We start from the raw sequence: 18,061 nt of genomic DNA, 5'->3' as shown, positions 1-18,061 counted from the left end.
AATAAACGTAAGGAGCACCCTTCTTTATTATGAAGTAAAGAAGGGGCATTAAGATGAGAAAAATAACTTTCTTACAGTCCATTATTTTGCTTGCCGGGCTACTAGTCAGTAGCTTGTTAAATGCAAAAACGGATAACCCCGAGTTGCGTATTGCAACACCGTGGCCAGCACAAAATACCATTATTATGATGCTGGGTTATGGCGAGCAAATCGTTGGTACATCGGTGATAGCGAAAAGAATTCCACTATTTCGTCAAATGTTACCCAATATTGATAATGTTCCAGTTATCAGTATTAGCAACCAATTAAATCCAGAGCAAATAATTTCTTTGCGTACACAATTATTGTTTGTGGCGAAAGGCATGGAAGTCCCTCAACGGGACATATTGGAAAGTGCAGGGGTAAAAGTTGTAGAGTACCCTGCAAATTCATTGCAAGCTTTACAAGCTAGAGTTCAAGCAACAGCAAAAGAACTAGGACCAGATGCACAAAATAAAGCGCTTGAATATCAACGCTATTTTGACCGTAATGTCAGGTTGGTAAATGAACGCTTAGTCGGGCTAACAGATGCAGAAAAACGTAGGGTTTATCATAGTATGGGAAATACGTTATTTACCTCGGGGCGCCCTTCGTTAAATCAAGATTGGATGGATTTGGCGGGAGCCAAAAATGTGGCTGAAACTTGGTTTTCGGATAAGAAAAATAACTCAGGTGAGGTATTATTGGAGACGATTATTGCGGCCAATCCTGATGTAATCGTTGCAATGAATAAAGATGATGCCAATATCATCCGAACGTCTTCCCAATGGAAAGCCATTAGCGCGGTAAAAAATCAACAGGTGTATGTCAACCCAAAAGGGATGTTTTGGTGGTGCCGTGAAACCTCAGAAGAAGCATTACAGTTTCTGTGGTTAGCGCAAACTCTTTACCCAGAGCGCTTTGCGGATATCGATATGAAACAAGAGACAGCAGGTTTCTACCTGAAGTTTTTTGGGATTTCGCTGAGTGATGCACAAATTGATAATATTTTGCACCCATAAAATAAAACTGCCAGCGAGGCTGGCAGTTTATCGATTACTGGTGACGCTCTTTTAATCGTTTGATTATCGTACTTAAATCAAGTTCTTGGTCTTGCAGTAATACCATTAAATGGTACATCAAATCAGCCGCTTCATTGGTTAATTCTGCGCGGTCATTAACGGTTGCCGCTAATGCGGTTTCAACACCTTCTTCACCCACTTTTTGCGCAATACGCTTAGTACCACTTGCATATAAACGCGCGGTATAAGAGCTTTCAGGAGAAGCGGTTTTGCGCTCTTTGAGCAAGGTTTCTAGTTCAAACAAAAAGCCCCAGTCACTTTGTGCGGGTGCGAAGCAGCTTTGTGTGCCGTTATGGCAAGTTGGGCCATCCGGTAACGCGAGAGCTAGCAGCGTATCGCTGTCACAGTCTGGGTAGATATCCACTAAATTTAAAAAATTATTGGAGGTTTCGCCTTTCGTCCACAAACGTTGCTTTGTGCGAGAGAAAAAGGTGACTTTACGGCTGTCTAAGGTGACATTTAATGCTTCAGGGTTCATATACCCAAGCATTAGCACATCACCTGAAACGGCGTGTTGTACGATAACAGGAATCAGGTTATCGACTTTTTGCCATGCAAGTTGGCTACATTGTTCTGTGGTTAACATACTCTAATTTGAACTCCGTTTTCGGCTAGGTATTGTTTTAAGTCACCGATATTAATAATTTGTTTATGAAATACAGAAGCGGCTAAAGCACCGTCAACACCTGCGTCAGTGAAGGCATCAAGAAAATGCACTTTTTCGCCTGCACCGCCAGAGGCAATCAAGGGCACTTGGCAGACTTCGCGGACTTTCTTGAGTTGTTGTAGATCATACCCTTGGCGTACACCATCTTGGTTCATCATATTTAACACAATTTCACCCGCGCCACGTTGTTGCACTTCTTTTACCCAATCAAGGGTTTTCCACGTGGTTTGTGTGGTACGTTTTTCATCACCGGTAAATTGGTAAACGAGATATTCACCTGTGCTTTCGTCAAACCAAGTGTCAATACCAACAACGATACATTGTACGCCAAAGCGTTCAGCTAAACGGCTGATTAATGTAGGGTCGGATAATGCCGGGGAGTTGATGGAAATTTTATCAGCACCAAAAGAGAGAATTTGTGCGGCATCATCGACACTTTTAATACCACCCGCGACGCAAAAAGGAATGTCAATCACTTCAGCGACTTTGGCAACCCAGCTTTTGTCTACCACTCGGCCATCAGAAGAGGCGGTAATATCATAAAACACCAGTTCGTCTGCGCCTTCTTGGGCGTAGCGCTGTGCTAATGGAACAATATCACCGATGATTTCGTGATTGCGAAATTGGACACCTTTAACCACTTGGCCGTCGCGAACGTCCAAACAAGGAATTATGCGTTTTGCCAACATTTGATTGCCTCCGCAACGGTGAATTTACCTTCTAATAATGCACGGCCAACAATTACGCCAGCTGCACCAGATGGCGGAATAGCCGCGATATCATCTAAATCCCCAATACCGCCCGATGCTTGAAAAGCAATATCAGGGAATTTTTGGCTAATTTCTTGGTATAAATTCACATTAGAACCCGCCAATGTTCCATCTTTGGAAATATCCGTACAAAGGACATGTTTTAAGCCATAAGGACGATATATTTCAATGGCTTGTTCTAACGTTAGATTTGAATTCTCCTGCCAACCGCTAATGGCGATTTCTTTTATGCCTTGGTCATTAATGCGTACGTCTAAGGCAAGGACAATGGCTTCGCCACCATAGGTTTCAAACCACGTTTTGACTAGCTCAGGCTTAGTGACAGCCGTTGAGCCAATGACAACACGGGTCGCTCCAGCTTCCAGTAAGGCTTTAACATCTTCTTCGGTACGAATACCACCACCAACTTGTACAGGAACACTGACGCCTGCTAATAATTTTTTGAGTAGTGAAATTTGGCGTTTTTGTGGGTCTTTAGCTCCCGTTAAATCCACGAGGTGCAATAATTTTGCCCCTTCTTTTTCATATTGCTGCAAACGTGGGAGCGGGTCATTGCCATAATCAGTTTGCTTGGCGTAATCCCCTTGGTGCAACCGCACCACCGTGCCATCAATTAAATCTAATGCAGGAATGATCATGGTAATTACATCTCCAAAAAGTTTTGAATCAAGCGTGAGCCTGCGGTGCCAGAACGTTCTGGGTGAAATTGGACACCATAGAAGTTATCGCAATTCACTGCGCTGCTAAACGGATTGCCATACTGAGTTTGCGCAATGGTATGACTGGAAATTGGCATCGAATAACTGTGTACAAAATAGAAATAGGCGTTATCTGGGATATCCCGAAACAGTGGGTTTCCTGCTAGCGCTTTGACTTGGTTCCAGCCGCTATGTGGAACAGGAAGCCCATTGGCATCCATTTTTTGTACAGGGCTATCAATTAACCCCAGTAGTGGCACCGTAGATTGGCCTTCTTCACTAAAAGAACCGAGTAATTGCATACCTAAACAGATACCTAATACTGGTTGGGTCAGTGCTTTGATTAACGGTACTAATTCGCGTTCAGTCAGCTTTTCCATGGCTGCGCTAGCCGTACCGACACCGGGCAAAAAGACTTTGTCGGCTTGTAAAATGGTGTTGGTATCGCGGCTCACCACAGGATCATAGCCTAGGCGTTTTACCGCATAGGCTACAGAGGCTAAATTTGCACAGCCGGTATCAAGGATGACAACGTTCATTACAGAACCCCTTTTGAGCTAGGTAACGTATCCCCTTCAACACGAATTGCTTGGCGCAGTGTGCGGCCGAAAACTTTAAACAAGCTCTCTGCTTTATGGTGATCGTTTTTCCCTTTGGTTTTCAGGTGTAACGTGCAACCCATCGCATAGGAAAGCGAGCTAAAGAAGTGCTCAATCATTTCTGTGCTTAAGTCACCAACGCGTTGGTATTTAAACTCGGCTTTGTATTCAAGGTGTGGGCGGCCAGAAATATCCAGCGCGCAGCGCGCTTGGCATTCATCCATTGGGAGAACGAAACCAAAACGTGCGATACCGCGTTTATCTCCAAGTGCCACTTTCAGCGCTTCACCTAGTGCAAGACCGGTATCTTCAACGGTGTGGTGGTCATCGATAAACAAGTCGCCATTGACCTCAATGTTTAACCGGAAACCACCGTGAGTCGCGATTTGGTCTAACATATGGTCAAAGAAGCCCACGCCAGTGCTAATCTTGCTGCCGCCTTCTTGGTCCAGCCAGACTTCGACTTGAATATTGGTTTCTTTTGTGACGCGTTTGACCAGTGCATGGCGGTCGCGTTTAGTTAATTGCTGGGTGATAGCTTCCCAGTCAAGTTCTGTTGGGCTATAACGTAACCCTTTGATACCCATGTTTTTAGCGAGTTGAATGTCTGTTTCACGGTCACCAATCACATAGCTATTTTCGCTATCTAACACGTTGCTATCTAAATAGCGTTCGACTAACTGGAGCTTAGGTTTACGACAAACGCAGTTATCTTCAGGCTTATGTGGGCAAATTAACACTTCATCAAATTTAACGCCTTGGGACTCAAATACCTGCATCATTAAATTATGCGGTGGCTCGAAATCTGCGGTTGGGAAGCTATCGGTGCCTAAGCCGTCTTGATTGGTTATCATCACTAAGCGGTAATTGGCTTTTTGCAGAGCAAGTAAGCTAGGAATAACCGCCTTTTCAAAGGCGAGTTTACTTAAGCTATCAACTTGGAAGTCGGTTGGCGGCTCGGTAATTAATGTTCCATCACGGTCGATAAATAAAATTTTCTGGCTCATGAGTCATTCCTAATTAGCAAAGTGCTGCAATAGCTTCAATAACACGGGTATTTTCTATTTCTGTCCCAACAGTAATACGCAGGCAATTAATGAGACCGGGTTGTTTGCTCTGGTCACGTAAAATAATGCCTTGGTCCCACAGGGCTTTAAACACGTTATTACCATCGGTAAAACGTACCAAAATATAGTTAGTTTCACTCGGATAAACGTGTTCAACCACCGATAAGTCGCGCAGCGCTTCACGAAGTGCAATACGGTTTTCTGTTATCGTTGTTACGCGGCTTTTCATTGTCTCAATGCCTTGTGGTTCAAGAGCTTGAGCTGCAATCATCGCAACAGGGGTTGATAAAGGATAAGGGGCGATAACCTTTAATAGCACTTCAATTACTTCAGGGGTGGCTAAGGTGAAACCACAACGTAAACCGGCCAATGCAAAGGCTTTGGATAAGGTTCTTAAAATGACCAAGTTTGGATATTGTGCTAACCAGCTTGCTACACTGTATTGTGGGCAGAACTCAATATAGGCTTCATCGACAACGACTAATGCACGGCCCGCAGCCATATCTAGCACTTCGCGTAAATCTTTATTGTCGATGATATTGCCTGTTGGGTTATTCGGGCTGCAAATATAAATCAGTTTGGTATTGGATAGATTTTCACGGATCGCATTAACGTTTAATGCCCAGTCTGGCAACGCCATGATTTTCTTTTGTTCAACACCAAAGGTTTCTGCACTGACGCTGTACATGCCATAGGTTGGTGGGCAGAACATTACCGCATCTTTGCCTGGTTCACAAAATGCGCGGATCAGCAACTCAATGGACTCATCGGCCCCACGGCAAACGAGCACTTGTTCTGGTTTAACTTTGGCATAAGCCGCATAATTATTGATCACCGCAACCGGTTGGCATTCAGGGTAACGGTTAAGGTTACGTTCACTGAATTGGTAATCAGGTGCAATCGGGTATTCATTGGCATTGAGCCAAACGTCTCCATTTCCCCCTAGACGTCGTGCAGACATATAAGGTGTCATGGTTTTAACATTTTCACGTGCAAGACTGGCGGCATTAAATGGTTGGCTCATGACTTACTCCTGATTTTGTTTTTTTAGTTCGTTAACGCGTAAGGTAACGGCATTTTTATGAGCCGTGAGTTGCTCTGCTTGAGCTAACGTTTCGATGGTGTCGGCTAAGCCTAATAAGCCTTGCTTTGACAGCTTTTGGACTGTCATTCGCTTCATAAAATCAGCGAGCCCAAGGCTTGAATAGGTTGAGGTATATCCATAAGTAGGCAATACGTGATTGGTGCCTGATGCATAGTCGCCAGCCGACTCTGGCGACCAGTCGCCAACAAACACAGAGCCGGCACTTGTGATAGCATCGACCAGGTCATCGGCATTGCGAGTTTGCAGTATTAAGTGCTCAGGGCCATAACGGTTGCTAATTTCAACGCATTGAGCGATGGAGTCAGTGATGATGACACGGCTGGCACTCAGGGCTTCTCTCGCTATCTCTGCACGTGAAAGTTGCGCTAATTGTTTTTCTGTTTCTTCAATCACGCGTTGGGCAAAGCTTTCATCGTCAGTTAATAAAATAACTTGTGAATCAGGGCCATGCTCTGCTTGAGATAGCAAATCAGATGCGGTAAATGCGGGGTTTGCACCGTTATCAGCAATGACCAACACTTCGGAAGGACCCGCAGGCATATCAATGGCTGCTCCATCATGGCTTTGGCTCACTTGGCGTTTTGCTTCAGTGACATAGGCATTACCGGGGCCAAAAATTTTATCAACCGCAGGAATGCTTTGGGTACCAAATGCCATTGCAGCAATCGCTTGCGCACCACCTACTTGGAAAATATCGCTGATGCCGCACAGTTTCGCTGCATACAAAATTTCATCGGCAATAGGTGGAGGTGAACATAAAATGATTTTGCGACAGCCAGCGATATTCGCAGGGGTTCCCAACATCATGACCGTTGATAACAGAGGGGCAGACCCCCCTGGAATATATAAACCGACTGCATCTATTGGGCGTGTGACTTGTTGGCACACGACGCCTGCCTGTGTTTCCACTGTAATCGGAGTGGTTTTTTGGGCTTCGTGAAAACGACGAATGTTACCAATCGCTGTTTTCATTGCTGTTTTGATTTCATCACCAAGACGAGCCTCTGCTGCGTCAACAGCATTTGCAGGAACACGCACCGTTTCGACTTCAGTTTTATCGAAACGACGGCTCAGTGCTTTGAGGGCGGTATCGCCCTCGTTACGGACTTGGTCAATAATTTGGCTAACCGCAGTACTAATGCTACCAGAAGCCGCTATTGCAGGGCGCAGCAGCAAAGCGCTTTGCTGCTCTTGGTTACAAGCCGACCAGCGAACAGGTTGGTTAAATCCCATTTTCATGACGGCTTACTCCATCATTTTTTCAATTGGCAGGACAAGAATAGAGCTTGCCCCTAACGCTTTGAGTTTTTCCATGGTTTCCCAGAACAGCGTTTCTGAGCTCACCATGTGCATCGCCACACGGCTTTGTTCGCCTGCTAACGGTAAAATAGTTGGGCGTTCAGCACCCGGCAGTAAGGCAATGATTTCTTCGAGTGTTTCACTTGGCGCGTGCAACATGATGTATTTGGACTCACGCGCTTGGATGACACCTTGGATACGGGTCATCATACGGTCAATAAGCTGTTGTTTTTCAGGCGACATTTCGCCATCGCGTTGAATTAAACAGGCTTTAGAACGGTAGATGACTTCCACTTCTTTTAGGCCGTTTGCTTCAAGTGTTGCACCTGTAGAGACGAGGTCACAGATGGCGTCGGAAAGGCCAGCGCGCGGAGCGACTTCGACTGAACCATTTAACAGACATGATTTAAATTGAATGCCTTTTTGGTCGAAATAGCGTTTTAACAAGTGTGGGTAGGAGGTTGCAACACGTGAGCCATTTAAGCACTCTGCACCGGTATAGTTGAAATCTAATGGGGCAGCGAGAGATAAGCGGCACCCACCAAAATCGAGGCGACGTAGTGTTTTGTATTGTGGGTTTTCACCTTGAGCACGACGATTCAATAACTCTTCTTCAAGAACGTTTTCACCGATGATCCCTAAGTCAACGACACCGTCCATGACCAGCCCTGGAATATCGTCATCACGAACGCGAAGTAAATCAATAGGCATATTTTCTGCATAAGCAATCAAACGTTGTTGTTGTAAATTGATTTTGATGCCACAGCGAGAAAGTAACTCTCTTGATTCTTCACTCAGACGACCTGATTTCTGTATTGCAATACGTAAACGTGATTTATCCAACATGACTTTACCCTTATCCCTTTAAAATTTTTTGTTTAGTAACTCTTTGTTCAAGAATAAAAAAACCCTCGGAAGATTATCTTCCGAGGGTTCTCTCAATTCGCATTTCAGCCACCGGAAGATTCGTTGAACGTCTTCCAGTACACATCGCCCGAAAGACTAGTCAGGATGATGGTGATGATGATGGTTGCGTGAAATACGATTCATAATGTCTTCCGTTCTGTTATTTAAGTGAATGACTAAACATTCATTGTGCTAACTAAATACTCATTGGTATTCAACCTATCCGATTTCCCCCTATGAATGCAACCTTTTTTTTAAAAATAACCAATAATAATTAGTTGTTCACTTTTTATAGTGATAAATCCCTCAGAAATTGTATTCGGAAGTTTTATGGTTTTCAGCTACTCTGTGATTAATTTCAGTCAGTTGAACGATTGGGGAGTTATCATATGAAGAAAGTCACTATCATCGGGTTAGGGTGGGTTGGGTTGCCCCTTGCTCAGGCCTTATTGTCTCAAGGCATTCATGTGGTTGGAACTAAAACAACACCAGATGGTATTGAAGCCGCTCAAGCGGTTGGAATAGAGTGCTATGCATTGAAATTAACCCCAGAACTTGAATGTGATGACGATGATTTAGCACAATTGATGGAACAAAGTGATGCTATCGTCATTTTGCTACCCCCATCTAAAATTAATACTGAATACTATGTGACCGCGGTTGAAACACTGGTGAATAGCGCGATAGCATTTCAGGTGCCTAAAGTTATTTTCACATCATCTACGGCAGTTTATGGGGAACAAAATGGCGAAATGGCTGAAAATAGCCCATTGGATGGAGTGACGGAATCAGCTAAAGCCTTGGTGGCGACAGAGCAGTGGTTGCATCAGTTACCGAACATATCGGTGGATATTCTGCGGTTAGCGGGATTAGTTGGTGAAAAACGACATGCAGGGCGTTTTTTAGCGGGGAAAACCGGGGTGAAAGGGGCAAGCCAGCCTGTCAATATGGTACATCAAGATGATGTGATTGCTGCCATTTTATTATTGCTCCAGCAACCGCAAGGGAGGCATATTTATAACCTCTGTGCGCCAGTCCACCCAACACGAGCCGAATTTTATACTCATGCAGCACAATCTATCGGGTTAGTTCCGCCTGAGTTTATTGAGGAAGAGAATGCGTTAGCGGGAAAAGTCATTAACGGTAATAAAATTTGCCAAGAACTCGGGTTTGAATACCAGTACCCAAACCCAAGTTTGATGAATATGACCCTGTGATTATTTAATTGGGATCATAACAATTTTTTGGAACGCAGGACGAGTGGTCAGTTGCTGGTACCAGCGCTCCAAATTTTTAAATTCAGGGCGCTGCGTGACAATTTCATGCCAAGGGTAAAATAGTGGTGCGATAGCAATGTCAGCGATACCAAATTTGTCACCACTGAAATAGGCTTGGTTAGCTAATGCATTATCAGCAATGGTTAGTAACCGGTTGATATTGCCATAAATAATTTTGGCTTGTTCTGGGTCTCTATCTGCTTCTGGGACACGAACAATTTTGTTCATCATCTGTTTAATGTGGTCGAATAAATTAGCACCACTCCAATCCATCCATTTATCAGCGGCCGCTCGTTCTTGTAGGTCTTGTGCGAGTAATAAGTGAGAATGATCAAATTTTTCCGTAAGGTAACGTAAAATCGCATTCGATTCCCACAGCGCAAAGTCATCATCCTGTAGAGTTGGAATTGTGCTGTTTGGATTCATTTTTATATATTCAGGTGTATCTAGCCCACCAAATGGGCCACCCACATCTTTTTGATTGTAAGCGATATTTAATTCTTCTAAGCACCAAAGTACTTTTTTGACATTGGAAGAGTTGACGCGTCCCCAAACAGTTAACATGGCAGTCTCCTAAATTGATTTTTTGGCATCGACCATGGTTAAGATAGATTAAATTTACTCGGAGGCAAATGTTTATTTGTTATGAGTGGCCTCAGTGATATTAAAGTCTTATATTAGGTCTCGTTATCAAATTTTGTCACAGCGATGGGTTCTCGTTTAGTGATGTTGAGTCAATGACAGTAATTTAAATGTACAGAATTAAGTGAAGGAATAACCGATGAGTAAGAAAATGTTGTCTTTAAAAACCCGCCGAGCTGGAATTGGGTTGAGTCTTTTGGTTGCCGTAAGTACCAGTGCTTATGCGGCGCAGACACCGGTTGCTCCTCAAGTCGATGCAAAAGCGTTTGTTTTGATGGATTATAATAGCGGTAAAATTTTAGCGTCTGGGAATCCAGATGAACGCTTAGATCCCGCAAGTTTAACAAAAATTATGACCAGCTATGTGATTGGCCAGGCCGTCAATGCAGGGAAAATCACGCCACAAGACATGGTTACAGTAGGGGAAGATGCGTGGGCGACGGGTAACCCTGTTCTTAAAGGCTCCTCTTTGATGTTTCTAAAGCCTAAAGACCGTGTTTCTGTGTTGGATCTAAATAAAGGGATTGTGATCCAGTCAGGGAATGATGCCAGTATCGCCCTTGCTGATTATGTTGCAGGGAGCCAAGACTCATTTGTGAGTCTAATGAATCAGTATGTGCAAAAGATTGGTTTGAAAAATACCCATTTTAAAACGGTTCATGGCCTAGATTCAGAAGGGCAATACAGTACAGCGCGGGATATGGCATTGTTAACCCAAGCAATGATCCGCGATGTGCCTGATGAATACGCACTACACAAGGAAAAAGAATTTACCTTTAATAAAATTCGTCAACCAAACCGTAACCGTCTGTTATGGAACCAAAATTTAAAAGTGGATGGCGTAAAAACTGGGCACACGAGTGGAGCAGGCCATAACTTAGTCGCCTCTGCAACAGAAGGTGATATGCGTTTGATTTCAGTCGTGTTGGGGGCGCCAAGTGACCGTGTGCGTTTTTCTGAAAGTGAAAAATTACTGACATGGGGCTTCCGCTTCTTTGAAACTGTCACGCCAATTAAGGCTGATGCTACACTGAAAAAACAACGCGTTTGGTTTGGTGATATTTCAGAAGTTGATTTAGGTGTTGCCGATGATGTTTCTGTTACTATTCCTAAAGGGCAGCTGCAAAACTTAAAAGTGGATATTCAACTGACTAATGATTCACTTGAGGCGCCACTGGCTAAGAACCAAGCGGTAGGTACGATTAACTTTATTCTTAATGATGAAGTCATCGAACAGCATCCTTTAGTCGCAAAAAGTGCTGTTGAGGAAGCCGGGTTTTTCGGCCGTATTTGGGATTATATTATGAAAACGATTAGCGGCTGGTGGAGTGCCATTTTCGGTTAATAATTGATTAAGTAGAAAATGATGTGAACACAAAAATGCCTGCATTAGCAGGCATTTTTATCGAGGTGACTAAGACACAATACTATTCGCAGTGAGCCAGTTTAATCGCTAAGCCGCCTTGGGAGGTTTCACGATACTTAGCGTTGATGTCTTTACCCGTTTCATACATGGTTTCAATGACTTTATCGAGGCAAACTCGTGGGTCACTGACGCGACGCAGTGCCATACGGGCTGCATTGACGGCTTTAACGGAAGCAATGGCATTACGTTCAATACAAGGTACTTGTACTTGTCCACCAACAGGGTCACAGGTTAAGCCTAAGTTATGCTCCATGGCAATCTCTGCCGCAATACACACTTGCTCAGGGCTACCGCCCATTAGCTCGGCTAATCCCGCAGCGGCCATCGAACAAGCAACACCCACTTCCCCTTGGCAACCAACTTCTGCACCAGAAATTGACGCATTCATTTTATATAACGCACCAATGACACCGGAAACTAAAAAATAACGGGTATAGGAATTTTCATTCACCGGGCGAATGAATTTATCATAGTAAGCTAAAACGGCAGGTATAATGCCACAAGCACCGTTAGTTGGCGCTGTTACAACACGACCACCCGCTGCATTTTCTTCGTTAACAGCAAGGGCATACATGTTGATCCAGTCTATTACCGCCATTGGGTCCATATTAGTGCTATCTGTTGTGACCAATTGGCGACGTAGAGCCGCTGCACGACGAGGAACACGCAATGGGCCGGGTAATAAGCCTTCAGTCGTGACACCGCGCTCAATACCCGCTTTCATCACATCCCATATGGATGAGAGATATTGCTGAATTTCTTCTTTACTACGCAATGCTAATTCATTCTGCATCACGAGTGCGGAAAGCGATAAACCAGTTTCTTTACAGTGTTTTTGCAGGTCAGCCGCATATTTAAATGGGTAAGGGACTTGAACGGCGTTTTCGTCTGACTGGCCAAAATGTTCTTCATCGACAATAAAACCGCCGCCGATAGAATAGTAATTTTTGCTGTAAATAACATCATCACCACTGAATGCTGTAATACTCATTCCATTTTCATGGAGCGGTAGGTTGGTAGTATGAAAATTCATGCCACCTTCAGTAGGGAAATCAACTTCATGTTGCCCATGAGCAAGGGAGAGCCTTTCAGTTTGCTCAACATTACGCATAAAAGCAGGAATAGCGTCAATATCAATGGTATCCGGTAAGTTACCCGCAAGGCCCATAATAATTGCCATATCCGTTGCATGGCCTTTACCTGTTAAAGAGAGCGAACCATAAACATCAACTGCAATTCGTGTTGTGCGAGTGAGTATTTCTTGCTGGATAAGGTCGTCAACAAATTGTTTGCCCGCTTTCATTGGGCCGACGGTATGGGAACTTGAAGGGCCGATGCCAATTTTGAAGATATCAAATACACTAATCATATTCAGTGCTTCCTTTTGTAGAAAGTCATTGAAATTAGGTAGCTTCCATTTAGGACGCTACCTAGTGGCTTCAATTAGAAGAATAACTTATATGTTGCCGCAGAGATAGCGACCAGACCCATAATTACAATAAATATATTACTGATTTTACCTGAGTATTTACGCATCGCAGGTACTTTGCTAATTGCATACATTGGCATTAAGAACAGTAAAATTGCGATTACTGGGCCACCGAGGCTCTCGATGATATCTAGCACACCTGGGTTTAATGTTGCTACTATCCATGTTGTGACTAACATGAAGATAGCAGTACCACGGTTTAACTTGCGAACATCAATTGTTTTACCTTTTGCACGGTAAGCACGCTCAACCAAGCCATTGAAACCTTCACGTGCGCCTAAGTAGTGACCTAGGAAAGATTTAATAATTGCGATAAAGGCAATGATTGCAGCTGCATATTTGATGAATGGCTGGTCAAAATAGCCAGACAGGTAGTCAAGAATACTGATATTTTGTGCTTTAGCTTGTGCGAGATCTGCTGAAGATAAGGTAAAGACACAGCTGATCACGAAGAACATAACGGTCAGCACCATCAGAATGTGTGCAGAAGCAAGAATTCGTGAACATTTTTGTTCAGCTGCATCACCGTATTCTTCACGTTTTGCAACGGAGAAAGCAGAAATAATCGGCGAGTGGTTAAATGCGAATACCATCACTGGGATTGTCAGCCAAATAGTGACCCAGATGCTTTGTCCGCCGGTATTTTTTGTTGCTTCAGTGATACCTTCCCAAGTTAATGTATTCAGTACATCACCAGACCAATGTGGGATCATATACAGTGAGAATGCAACCAGCACGGCGATAAATGGAAACACTAACATACTCATGACTTTTACGATGTATTTCTCACCGAATGCCACAATCGCCATCACTCCGCCTACAAGGATCAAGGCAAGTAGCCAGCGTGGTGGTGCGCCAACGCCTAATAATTCGGTTAAGAATTTATTGACGTTATTGGTAATGGAAACACCATAAACAAGAAGAATAGGATAAATAGCAAAGAAGTAGAGTAGGGTGATCCAGTTACCTGCTGTGCGACCAAAATGCTCCTCCACGACCTCAGTAATATCACCGTCCGGTTTTGAACCAGACAGAACGAAGCGTGTTAACCCACGGTGAGCAAAAAATGTCATTGGGAAGGCTAATACCAGCATCAGTAAAACAGGTAATAAACCACTCATACCTGCGTTGATGGGCAAAAACAGTACCCCAGCACCGATAGCTGTACCATATAAACCCAGCATCCATACTGTGTCAGTTTTGCGCCAAGCATTGCTAGTTACTGTTTGCGAGGCTGTTTTGTCGATGGAACCAACTTTTGTTGCATCCATAATAGTCTCCGAAAATATAAGTCAAAAAAAAAATCATTTAGCGTAACGGCAAATGCATTACGAACTTTTAATCTTTTGGTACGAACAATTACTCAATAACAATTGTTTTCTTTTGCGTAACAATCTGATTGGAAATAAAACTAATATTAGGTCTAAATTTATTTTCAATCAGTTTTGCATTTTTATCATAAATTTTTAAAAGTGGATTTTGAGGGTGTGAATTTATAGTTTACCAGAATAAAATGCCGTGATCATTATCTCAAAAGAGAAATATCTCCTTAGATTGCGATAGATAATCATATTTTATAAAAATGTTAAGAAAATTTGCGTTAGGCTTGCTTTTATTAGAGGCTAAATGCTAATTAAATAAGTTTAAATTTTCTTAATTTTTGACAGAATTAAATTCTGCTGAAAAAATATTATTATATTAATGATTAAAATTGAGCTGATTAAAATATCATCCATATCAATATAAATATTGAACTGTACTGTAATGGAAGTACGATTCAGTCGATTTTATTTCTCAGTAATATGTTGATAATTATGGTTATTGTTTTGGTTTTTAGAATGATTCTTTGCGTGATTAATTAGTTTGGGAGTTGGAAGAGATAGTGCTATATATTAATTAATTTGAATTTTTTTCATGCTTATATTTGCCACTTTTTTCGCAACGAAAAAAATAATTAAAATAGGTAACAAAATATTTGTTAACTGATTGTTTTAATAATTTTATTGATAACTTCAAAAAGATTTTAATGCTGAATATAAAAATAAACAGAAACTTTGATCTAGCTCAGTTTTTATCATGGGAAAGGAACTGGCATTAATTAATGCCAGTATTTGGATATAGGTTGTTATGGCTGAAACCAACCTTTACGAATAAGAGGGGCACAAATGAAACTATATAGCTGAGTAATAGGTGATTGAATTTTATTCGCACCAATAGACCAGAGAATTTGAGCTAAACCGCATGCGACAATCGCAAGTATAAAGGCGCCTGCCATATCTAAAGGCCAGTGAACACCGAGGTAAATACGCGACCAAGCAATGACAATAGCGGGGATCATCATGACAAGCCCTACCCAGGTCCTTAGCCAGAAAAGAAACGCGAAAGCGAATGTAAAGACAATCGTGCCATGGTTGCTCGGGAATGAAGGCGTGGCTTTATGTTCAGAGAAATTGGTGCCAATTCCCATGACAAATGGGCGGTCATGCGGCGCGAAATAGCCTACTAACCACGAAATTGCTAAACCAATGACAATAGCAATGGCCGCTTTGCAGGCAAAGGCACGTTGGCGAGTCATATTTGGCTGGGCGCCCCAAAACCAACAAGCAACAGTAAATAGTGGAAATAACAGAATTAAGCGTTTTGCAATCACGTTAGCTACAGCAATGGTTCCACTTGCAGTTTCTGGAGTAGCATTGATCAAATTGAATAGATCAAGGTTAAGTTGTTCCAGCACAGTTCAGTACCTCGGACAGATAGTTAGTAAGACAGAATAGGTATTAAAGGGAGATTAAAGTTTCTTAATGAGCAGGTAAAGTCCCTTTGTCTTATTATTGAAAGCTTTGTGCGACAAATTTACTTGCGGTTTAACTATTACTCAATAATTATTTAGTGCAGTAACAGACTTAGATAAGTAAAAGGGAGAAGAAGTGATGTGGTGGCAAAAAGAGATACAACTTAGCGCAAAAGTAAGAGGGTTTCATTTAGTGACAGAAGAAATTCTCAAGCAGCTTCCTGAACTTAGCTTAATTAAGGTTGGTTTAGCCAATATTTTTATTCAACATACATCGGCATCTTTAACGATCAATGAAAATGCGGATTACACTGTCAGAGAAGACTTCGAGAGTTTTTTTAATCAGGCCGTTCCTGAAAATGAGCCTTATTATAAGCATGATTATGAAGGAAGTGATGATATGCCTGCGCACCTAAAAAGCAGTTTATTGGGTGCAAGTTTAACGATTCCGATTACGAAAGGGCGTTTAAATTTGGGAACGTGGCAGGGGATTTATTTATGTGAACATAGAAATCATGGTGGAAAGCGTAGGTTAATCATTACATTGCAAGGCGAACCCAGCCGTTAGAAACAAAAAACCCGATAGCATGAAAACAAACAGTTGGCTATCGGGCTCCTCAATATGGGGACATCAAAGAAAAGCAGTGGCACTAATTAAGACCCCGTCTAAAAAAGAAAGTTCTCACTTAGATGAAAAAAAGTGCAATATTTTTATTAAATTTGGCTTAAATAGCACAAAAAGAACAAGCAAAGTGTTAACACCTATAAATAAGTGAACAACTTTGCTTGTTGGGATGAAAAACGGATGTGACTAATTACTTGTATAGATTCAAATTTTCTTTAGCGTAAGCTTCGAAATCTGTGCACCCACCGATGTGTTGCTCATCAATGAATATTTGTGGAACGGTTTCAACAGGTTTACCGACAGTTTTAGATAAATCTTCTTTAGAAATACCTTCAGCTTGAATATCAACATAGCGGTAGTCAAAATCTTCACGCTCATTTTTCAGTTTTTCAGCGAGTTCTTTTGCACGAACACAGTATGGGCAGCCAGGACGACCAAAAATAACAGTATACATAGTATCTCCTTTTTATCTTGAGCTCAGATTCTAATTGCAATGCTCAATACTATGCCTATATAACTTATGAAATAAAAGTCGAATTTTCCTGTTATACCTATAGGTATGGCATATAATTCACAGTTTGAGAAAGAGACACAATAATGAGAGGAGAAAAAGAATGAGTCATAAACCTCAATCTAAAGGGACAATGCGTTCATTGGCTGATATGCCAAAGCCCATTATCGTGTTAGAAGGTGTGGGGATCATTCTGCTTATTATTGTTTTGTTAGCACTAAATGACTACATCACACTGCCAGAGCCTTTAATGCAGTCAGGGGTGATCGTGAGCATGATTATGGTCGGTATTGGTTGTTTGGTGCCTGCAATGATCAACATTGTCTGGCGAGCAATTCATGGTCTGAGTTTTTTGGGTATTGATCATAAACAGCCAGAAAAGAGCGCATCTAAAAAGTCAGACTCTGCAGATAATAAACCTGATGAATAAGTAGATTAAGCGCAGTTTTACTGGTGTTTCGCCCTACAATATGTGAGAATTATTCGTTTTTTTCGTTAGGGGGAAATGTGCCAAAACCCTAACAAATCGATATTGCACGACTATTTTGAGTTGAAGAAGGTTATTGCCCATGGATTCTATTTGTTACCCTGACATCACTAAGCTACGTGAATGGCTAGACCAACTCAAAACCTCTTATTTCGAGTGTGATTCCTGCTCTGCATTACATTTACCTCATATGCAAAATATCGACGGTATTTTTGATGCGAAGCTCGATATTTTAAATAATGTTTTGGTGTTATCTGCATTAGCTGAGCTTAAACCGACAGCGATTGTGACGTTAGTGGCGAATATCAGCCAAATCAATGCCAGCTCATTAACAGCGAAAGTTTTCCTTGAAATAAACAATGAAAACTTGCCTAAATTGATTGTTAGCCAATCATTTTCATTAGAAGCAGGGATGACGTATCGTCAATTCGGCCATTTTTTACAGCAAGCAGAAGACCAAATTTCAGCCATTGTATTTGAAATCTTTAGCAATAATTTGCTGTATGCGAGTCAGGATGATTTCAGCGAAGATGATGACAATGTTGATGAAGACTCTGAGCATTCCCTTGACGACAAACCTTCGATAATTATCCACTAAGTCT

General features: G+C 42.2%; 19 protein-coding genes and 1 other annotated feature. Of the genes, 6 read left to right on the top strand and 13 right to left on the bottom strand.

All coding sequences use genetic code 11. The annotated features are described in order from the left end of the window. Positions 1-53: 53 nt before the first annotated feature. Complete coding sequence (locus PR809_RS09530; protein WP_206276555.1) at positions 54-1,040, top strand: ABC transporter substrate-binding protein; 987 nt, start codon at positions 54-56, stop codon at positions 1,038-1,040. Positions 1,041-1,074: 34 nt separating this feature from the next. Here PR809_RS09530 and hisIE read toward each other — a convergent pair whose 3' ends face one another. Genes hisIE through hisG form a run of 8 tightly spaced genes read right to left on the bottom strand, consistent with a single transcriptional unit; the run spans position 1,075 to position 8,151 of the window. Beyond that, positions 1,075-1,686 carry a bifunctional phosphoribosyl-AMP cyclohydrolase/phosphoribosyl-ATP diphosphatase HisIE gene (gene hisIE, locus PR809_RS09525; RefSeq protein ID WP_206276556.1) on the bottom strand — a complete coding sequence of 204 codons (612 nt, stop codon included), beginning with the start codon at positions 1,684-1,686 and terminating at the stop codon, positions 1,075-1,077. Beyond that, positions 1,680-2,456: an imidazole glycerol phosphate synthase subunit HisF gene (hisF, locus tag PR809_RS09520; protein ID WP_004909328.1), complete on the bottom strand. Its 777-nt coding sequence runs from the start codon at positions 2,454-2,456 to the stop codon at positions 1,680-1,682. The genes hisIE and hisF overlap by 7 nt, the downstream gene beginning before the upstream one ends. Next, a complete protein-coding gene (hisA, locus tag PR809_RS09515; RefSeq protein ID WP_102138415.1) occupies positions 2,438-3,175 on the bottom strand; it encodes a 1-(5-phosphoribosyl)-5-[(5-phosphoribosylamino)methylideneamino]imidazole-4-carboxamide isomerase in 738 nt (245 codons plus the stop codon). The genes hisF and hisA overlap by 19 nt, the downstream gene beginning before the upstream one ends. A gap of 5 nt (positions 3,176-3,180) precedes the next feature. After that, positions 3,181-3,774: an imidazole glycerol phosphate synthase subunit HisH gene (gene hisH / locus PR809_RS09510; protein WP_102138416.1), complete on the bottom strand. Its 594-nt coding sequence runs from the start codon at positions 3,772-3,774 to the stop codon at positions 3,181-3,183. Then, positions 3,774-4,841: a bifunctional histidinol-phosphatase/imidazoleglycerol-phosphate dehydratase HisB gene (gene hisB, locus PR809_RS09505; protein ID WP_166266474.1), complete on the bottom strand. Its 1,068-nt coding sequence runs from the start codon at positions 4,839-4,841 to the stop codon at positions 3,774-3,776. Before hisB ends, hisH begins: the two co-directional genes overlap by 1 nt. A gap of 13 nt (positions 4,842-4,854) precedes the next feature. Next, entirely contained in the window at positions 4,855-5,925 is a 1,071-nt protein-coding gene (hisC, locus tag PR809_RS09500) for a histidinol-phosphate transaminase (protein ID WP_206276557.1), read from the bottom strand. A gap of 3 nt (positions 5,926-5,928) precedes the next feature. Further along, complete coding sequence (hisD, locus tag PR809_RS09495) at positions 5,929-7,245, bottom strand: histidinol dehydrogenase (RefSeq protein WP_206276558.1); 1,317 nt, start codon at positions 7,243-7,245, stop codon at positions 5,929-5,931. Positions 7,246-7,251: 6 nt separating this feature from the next. Further along, positions 7,252-8,151, bottom strand: a complete 900-nt coding sequence (hisG, locus tag PR809_RS09490) for an ATP phosphoribosyltransferase (RefSeq protein ID WP_004256451.1) — start codon at positions 8,149-8,151, stop codon at positions 7,252-7,254. A 53-nt stretch (positions 8,152-8,204) separates the two neighbouring features. Next, positions 8,205-8,332, bottom strand: a sequence feature (His leader region). A 268-nt stretch (positions 8,333-8,600) separates the two neighbouring features. Here hisG and PR809_RS09485 point away from each other — a divergent pair. Then, positions 8,601-9,428: an SDR family oxidoreductase gene (locus tag PR809_RS09485; RefSeq protein WP_206277073.1), complete on the top strand. Its 828-nt coding sequence runs from the start codon at positions 8,601-8,603 to the stop codon at positions 9,426-9,428. Here the strand turns inward: PR809_RS09485 and PR809_RS09480 are convergent, their stop codons facing one another. Then, positions 9,429-10,052, bottom strand: coding sequence for a glutathione S-transferase family protein (locus PR809_RS09480; RefSeq protein WP_195698386.1), 624 nt, complete (start codon positions 10,050-10,052; stop codon positions 9,429-9,431). It abuts the gene before it with no gap. 217 nt (positions 10,053-10,269) lie between these two features. Between PR809_RS09480 and PR809_RS09475 the strand changes: the two genes are divergently transcribed. Then, positions 10,270-11,475 carry a serine hydrolase gene (locus tag PR809_RS09475; protein ID WP_166266484.1) on the top strand — a complete coding sequence of 402 codons (1,206 nt, stop codon included), beginning with the start codon at positions 10,270-10,272 and terminating at the stop codon, positions 11,473-11,475. Positions 11,476-11,557: 82 nt separating this feature from the next. Here the strand turns inward: PR809_RS09475 and PR809_RS09470 are convergent, their stop codons facing one another. The 3 genes from PR809_RS09470 to ybjG all read right to left on the bottom strand — a co-directional run bounded on the left by PR809_RS09470 (position 11,558) and on the right by ybjG (position 15,779). Beyond that, positions 11,558-12,925 carry an L-serine ammonia-lyase gene (locus PR809_RS09470; RefSeq protein ID WP_102138424.1) on the bottom strand — a complete coding sequence of 456 codons (1,368 nt, stop codon included), beginning with the start codon at positions 12,923-12,925 and terminating at the stop codon, positions 11,558-11,560. A gap of 74 nt (positions 12,926-12,999) precedes the next feature. Beyond that, positions 13,000-14,316, bottom strand: a complete 1,317-nt coding sequence (locus tag PR809_RS09465) for a serine/threonine transporter (protein ID WP_102138425.1) — start codon at positions 14,314-14,316, stop codon at positions 13,000-13,002. A gap of 854 nt (positions 14,317-15,170) precedes the next feature. Further along, positions 15,171-15,779 (bottom strand): undecaprenyl-diphosphate phosphatase, encoded by a 609-nt coding sequence (gene ybjG / locus PR809_RS09460; RefSeq protein WP_102138426.1) that lies wholly within the window; start codon positions 15,777-15,779, stop codon positions 15,171-15,173. 196 nt (positions 15,780-15,975) lie between these two features. Between ybjG and PR809_RS09455 the strand changes: the two genes are divergently transcribed. Next, positions 15,976-16,404 (top strand): secondary thiamine-phosphate synthase enzyme YjbQ, encoded by a 429-nt coding sequence (locus PR809_RS09455; RefSeq protein WP_102138427.1) that lies wholly within the window; start codon positions 15,976-15,978, stop codon positions 16,402-16,404. A 247-nt stretch (positions 16,405-16,651) separates the two neighbouring features. Here the strand turns inward: PR809_RS09455 and PR809_RS09450 are convergent, their stop codons facing one another. Then, positions 16,652-16,915: a GrxA family glutaredoxin gene (locus PR809_RS09450; protein WP_004256424.1), complete on the bottom strand. Its 264-nt coding sequence runs from the start codon at positions 16,913-16,915 to the stop codon at positions 16,652-16,654. Between the two features lie 160 nt (positions 16,916-17,075). Here PR809_RS09450 and PR809_RS09445 point away from each other — a divergent pair, with 160 nt between their 5' ends. Continuing rightward, a complete protein-coding gene (locus tag PR809_RS09445; RefSeq protein ID WP_102138429.1) occupies positions 17,076-17,402 on the top strand; it encodes a YbjC family protein in 327 nt (108 codons plus the stop codon). 139 nt (positions 17,403-17,541) lie between these two features. Beyond that, positions 17,542-18,057, top strand: a complete 516-nt coding sequence (locus tag PR809_RS09440) for a YbjN domain-containing protein (protein ID WP_102138430.1) — start codon at positions 17,542-17,544, stop codon at positions 18,055-18,057. The last annotated feature ends 4 nt before the right edge of the window (positions 18,058-18,061 follow it).

Source organism: Providencia sp. PROV201, from assembly GCF_028479545.1.
Lineage (GTDB): Bacteria > Pseudomonadota > Gammaproteobacteria > Enterobacterales > Enterobacteriaceae > Providencia > Providencia huaxiensis.
This window is presented reverse-complemented; position numbering and strand designations above follow the sequence as displayed.

Excerpts from the sequence above, each read along its gene's own strand:
- PR809_RS09530 (WP_206276555.1), top strand. The coding sequence starts at position 54 with ATGAGAAAAATAACTTTCTTACAGTCCATTATTTTGCTTGCCGGGCTA.
- hisIE (WP_206276556.1), bottom strand. The coding sequence starts at position 1,686 with ATGTTAACCACAGAACAATGTAGCCAACTTGCATGGCAAAAAGTCGAT.
- hisF (WP_004909328.1), bottom strand. The coding sequence starts at position 2,456 with ATGTTGGCAAAACGCATAATTCCTTGTTTGGACGTTCGCGACGGCCAA.
- hisA (WP_102138415.1), bottom strand. The coding sequence starts at position 3,175 with ATGATCATTCCTGCATTAGATTTAATTGATGGCACGGTGGTGCGGTTG.
- hisH (WP_102138416.1), bottom strand. The coding sequence starts at position 3,774 with ATGAACGTTGTCATCCTTGATACCGGCTGTGCAAATTTAGCCTCTGTA.
- hisB (WP_166266474.1), bottom strand. The coding sequence starts at position 4,841 with ATGAGCCAGAAAATTTTATTTATCGACCGTGATGGAACATTAATTACC.
- hisC (WP_206276557.1), bottom strand. The coding sequence starts at position 5,925 with ATGAGCCAACCATTTAATGCCGCCAGTCTTGCACGTGAAAATGTTAAA.
- hisD (WP_206276558.1), bottom strand. The coding sequence starts at position 7,245 with ATGAAAATGGGATTTAACCAACCTGTTCGCTGGTCGGCTTGTAACCAA.
- hisG (WP_004256451.1), bottom strand. The coding sequence starts at position 8,151 with ATGTTGGATAAATCACGTTTACGTATTGCAATACAGAAATCAGGTCGT.
- PR809_RS09485 (WP_206277073.1), top strand. The coding sequence starts at position 8,601 with ATGAAGAAAGTCACTATCATCGGGTTAGGGTGGGTTGGGTTGCCCCTT.
- PR809_RS09480 (WP_195698386.1), bottom strand. The coding sequence starts at position 10,052 with ATGTTAACTGTTTGGGGACGCGTCAACTCTTCCAATGTCAAAAAAGTA.
- PR809_RS09475 (WP_166266484.1), top strand. The coding sequence starts at position 10,270 with ATGAGTAAGAAAATGTTGTCTTTAAAAACCCGCCGAGCTGGAATTGGG.
- PR809_RS09470 (WP_102138424.1), bottom strand. The coding sequence starts at position 12,925 with ATGATTAGTGTATTTGATATCTTCAAAATTGGCATCGGCCCTTCAAGT.
- PR809_RS09465 (WP_102138425.1), bottom strand. The coding sequence starts at position 14,316 with ATGGATGCAACAAAAGTTGGTTCCATCGACAAAACAGCCTCGCAAACA.
- PR809_RS09455 (WP_102138427.1), top strand. The coding sequence starts at position 15,976 with ATGTGGTGGCAAAAAGAGATACAACTTAGCGCAAAAGTAAGAGGGTTT.
- PR809_RS09450 (WP_004256424.1), bottom strand. The coding sequence starts at position 16,915 with ATGTATACTGTTATTTTTGGTCGTCCTGGCTGCCCATACTGTGTTCGT.
- PR809_RS09445 (WP_102138429.1), top strand. The coding sequence starts at position 17,076 with ATGAGTCATAAACCTCAATCTAAAGGGACAATGCGTTCATTGGCTGAT.
- PR809_RS09440 (WP_102138430.1), top strand. The coding sequence starts at position 17,542 with ATGGATTCTATTTGTTACCCTGACATCACTAAGCTACGTGAATGGCTA.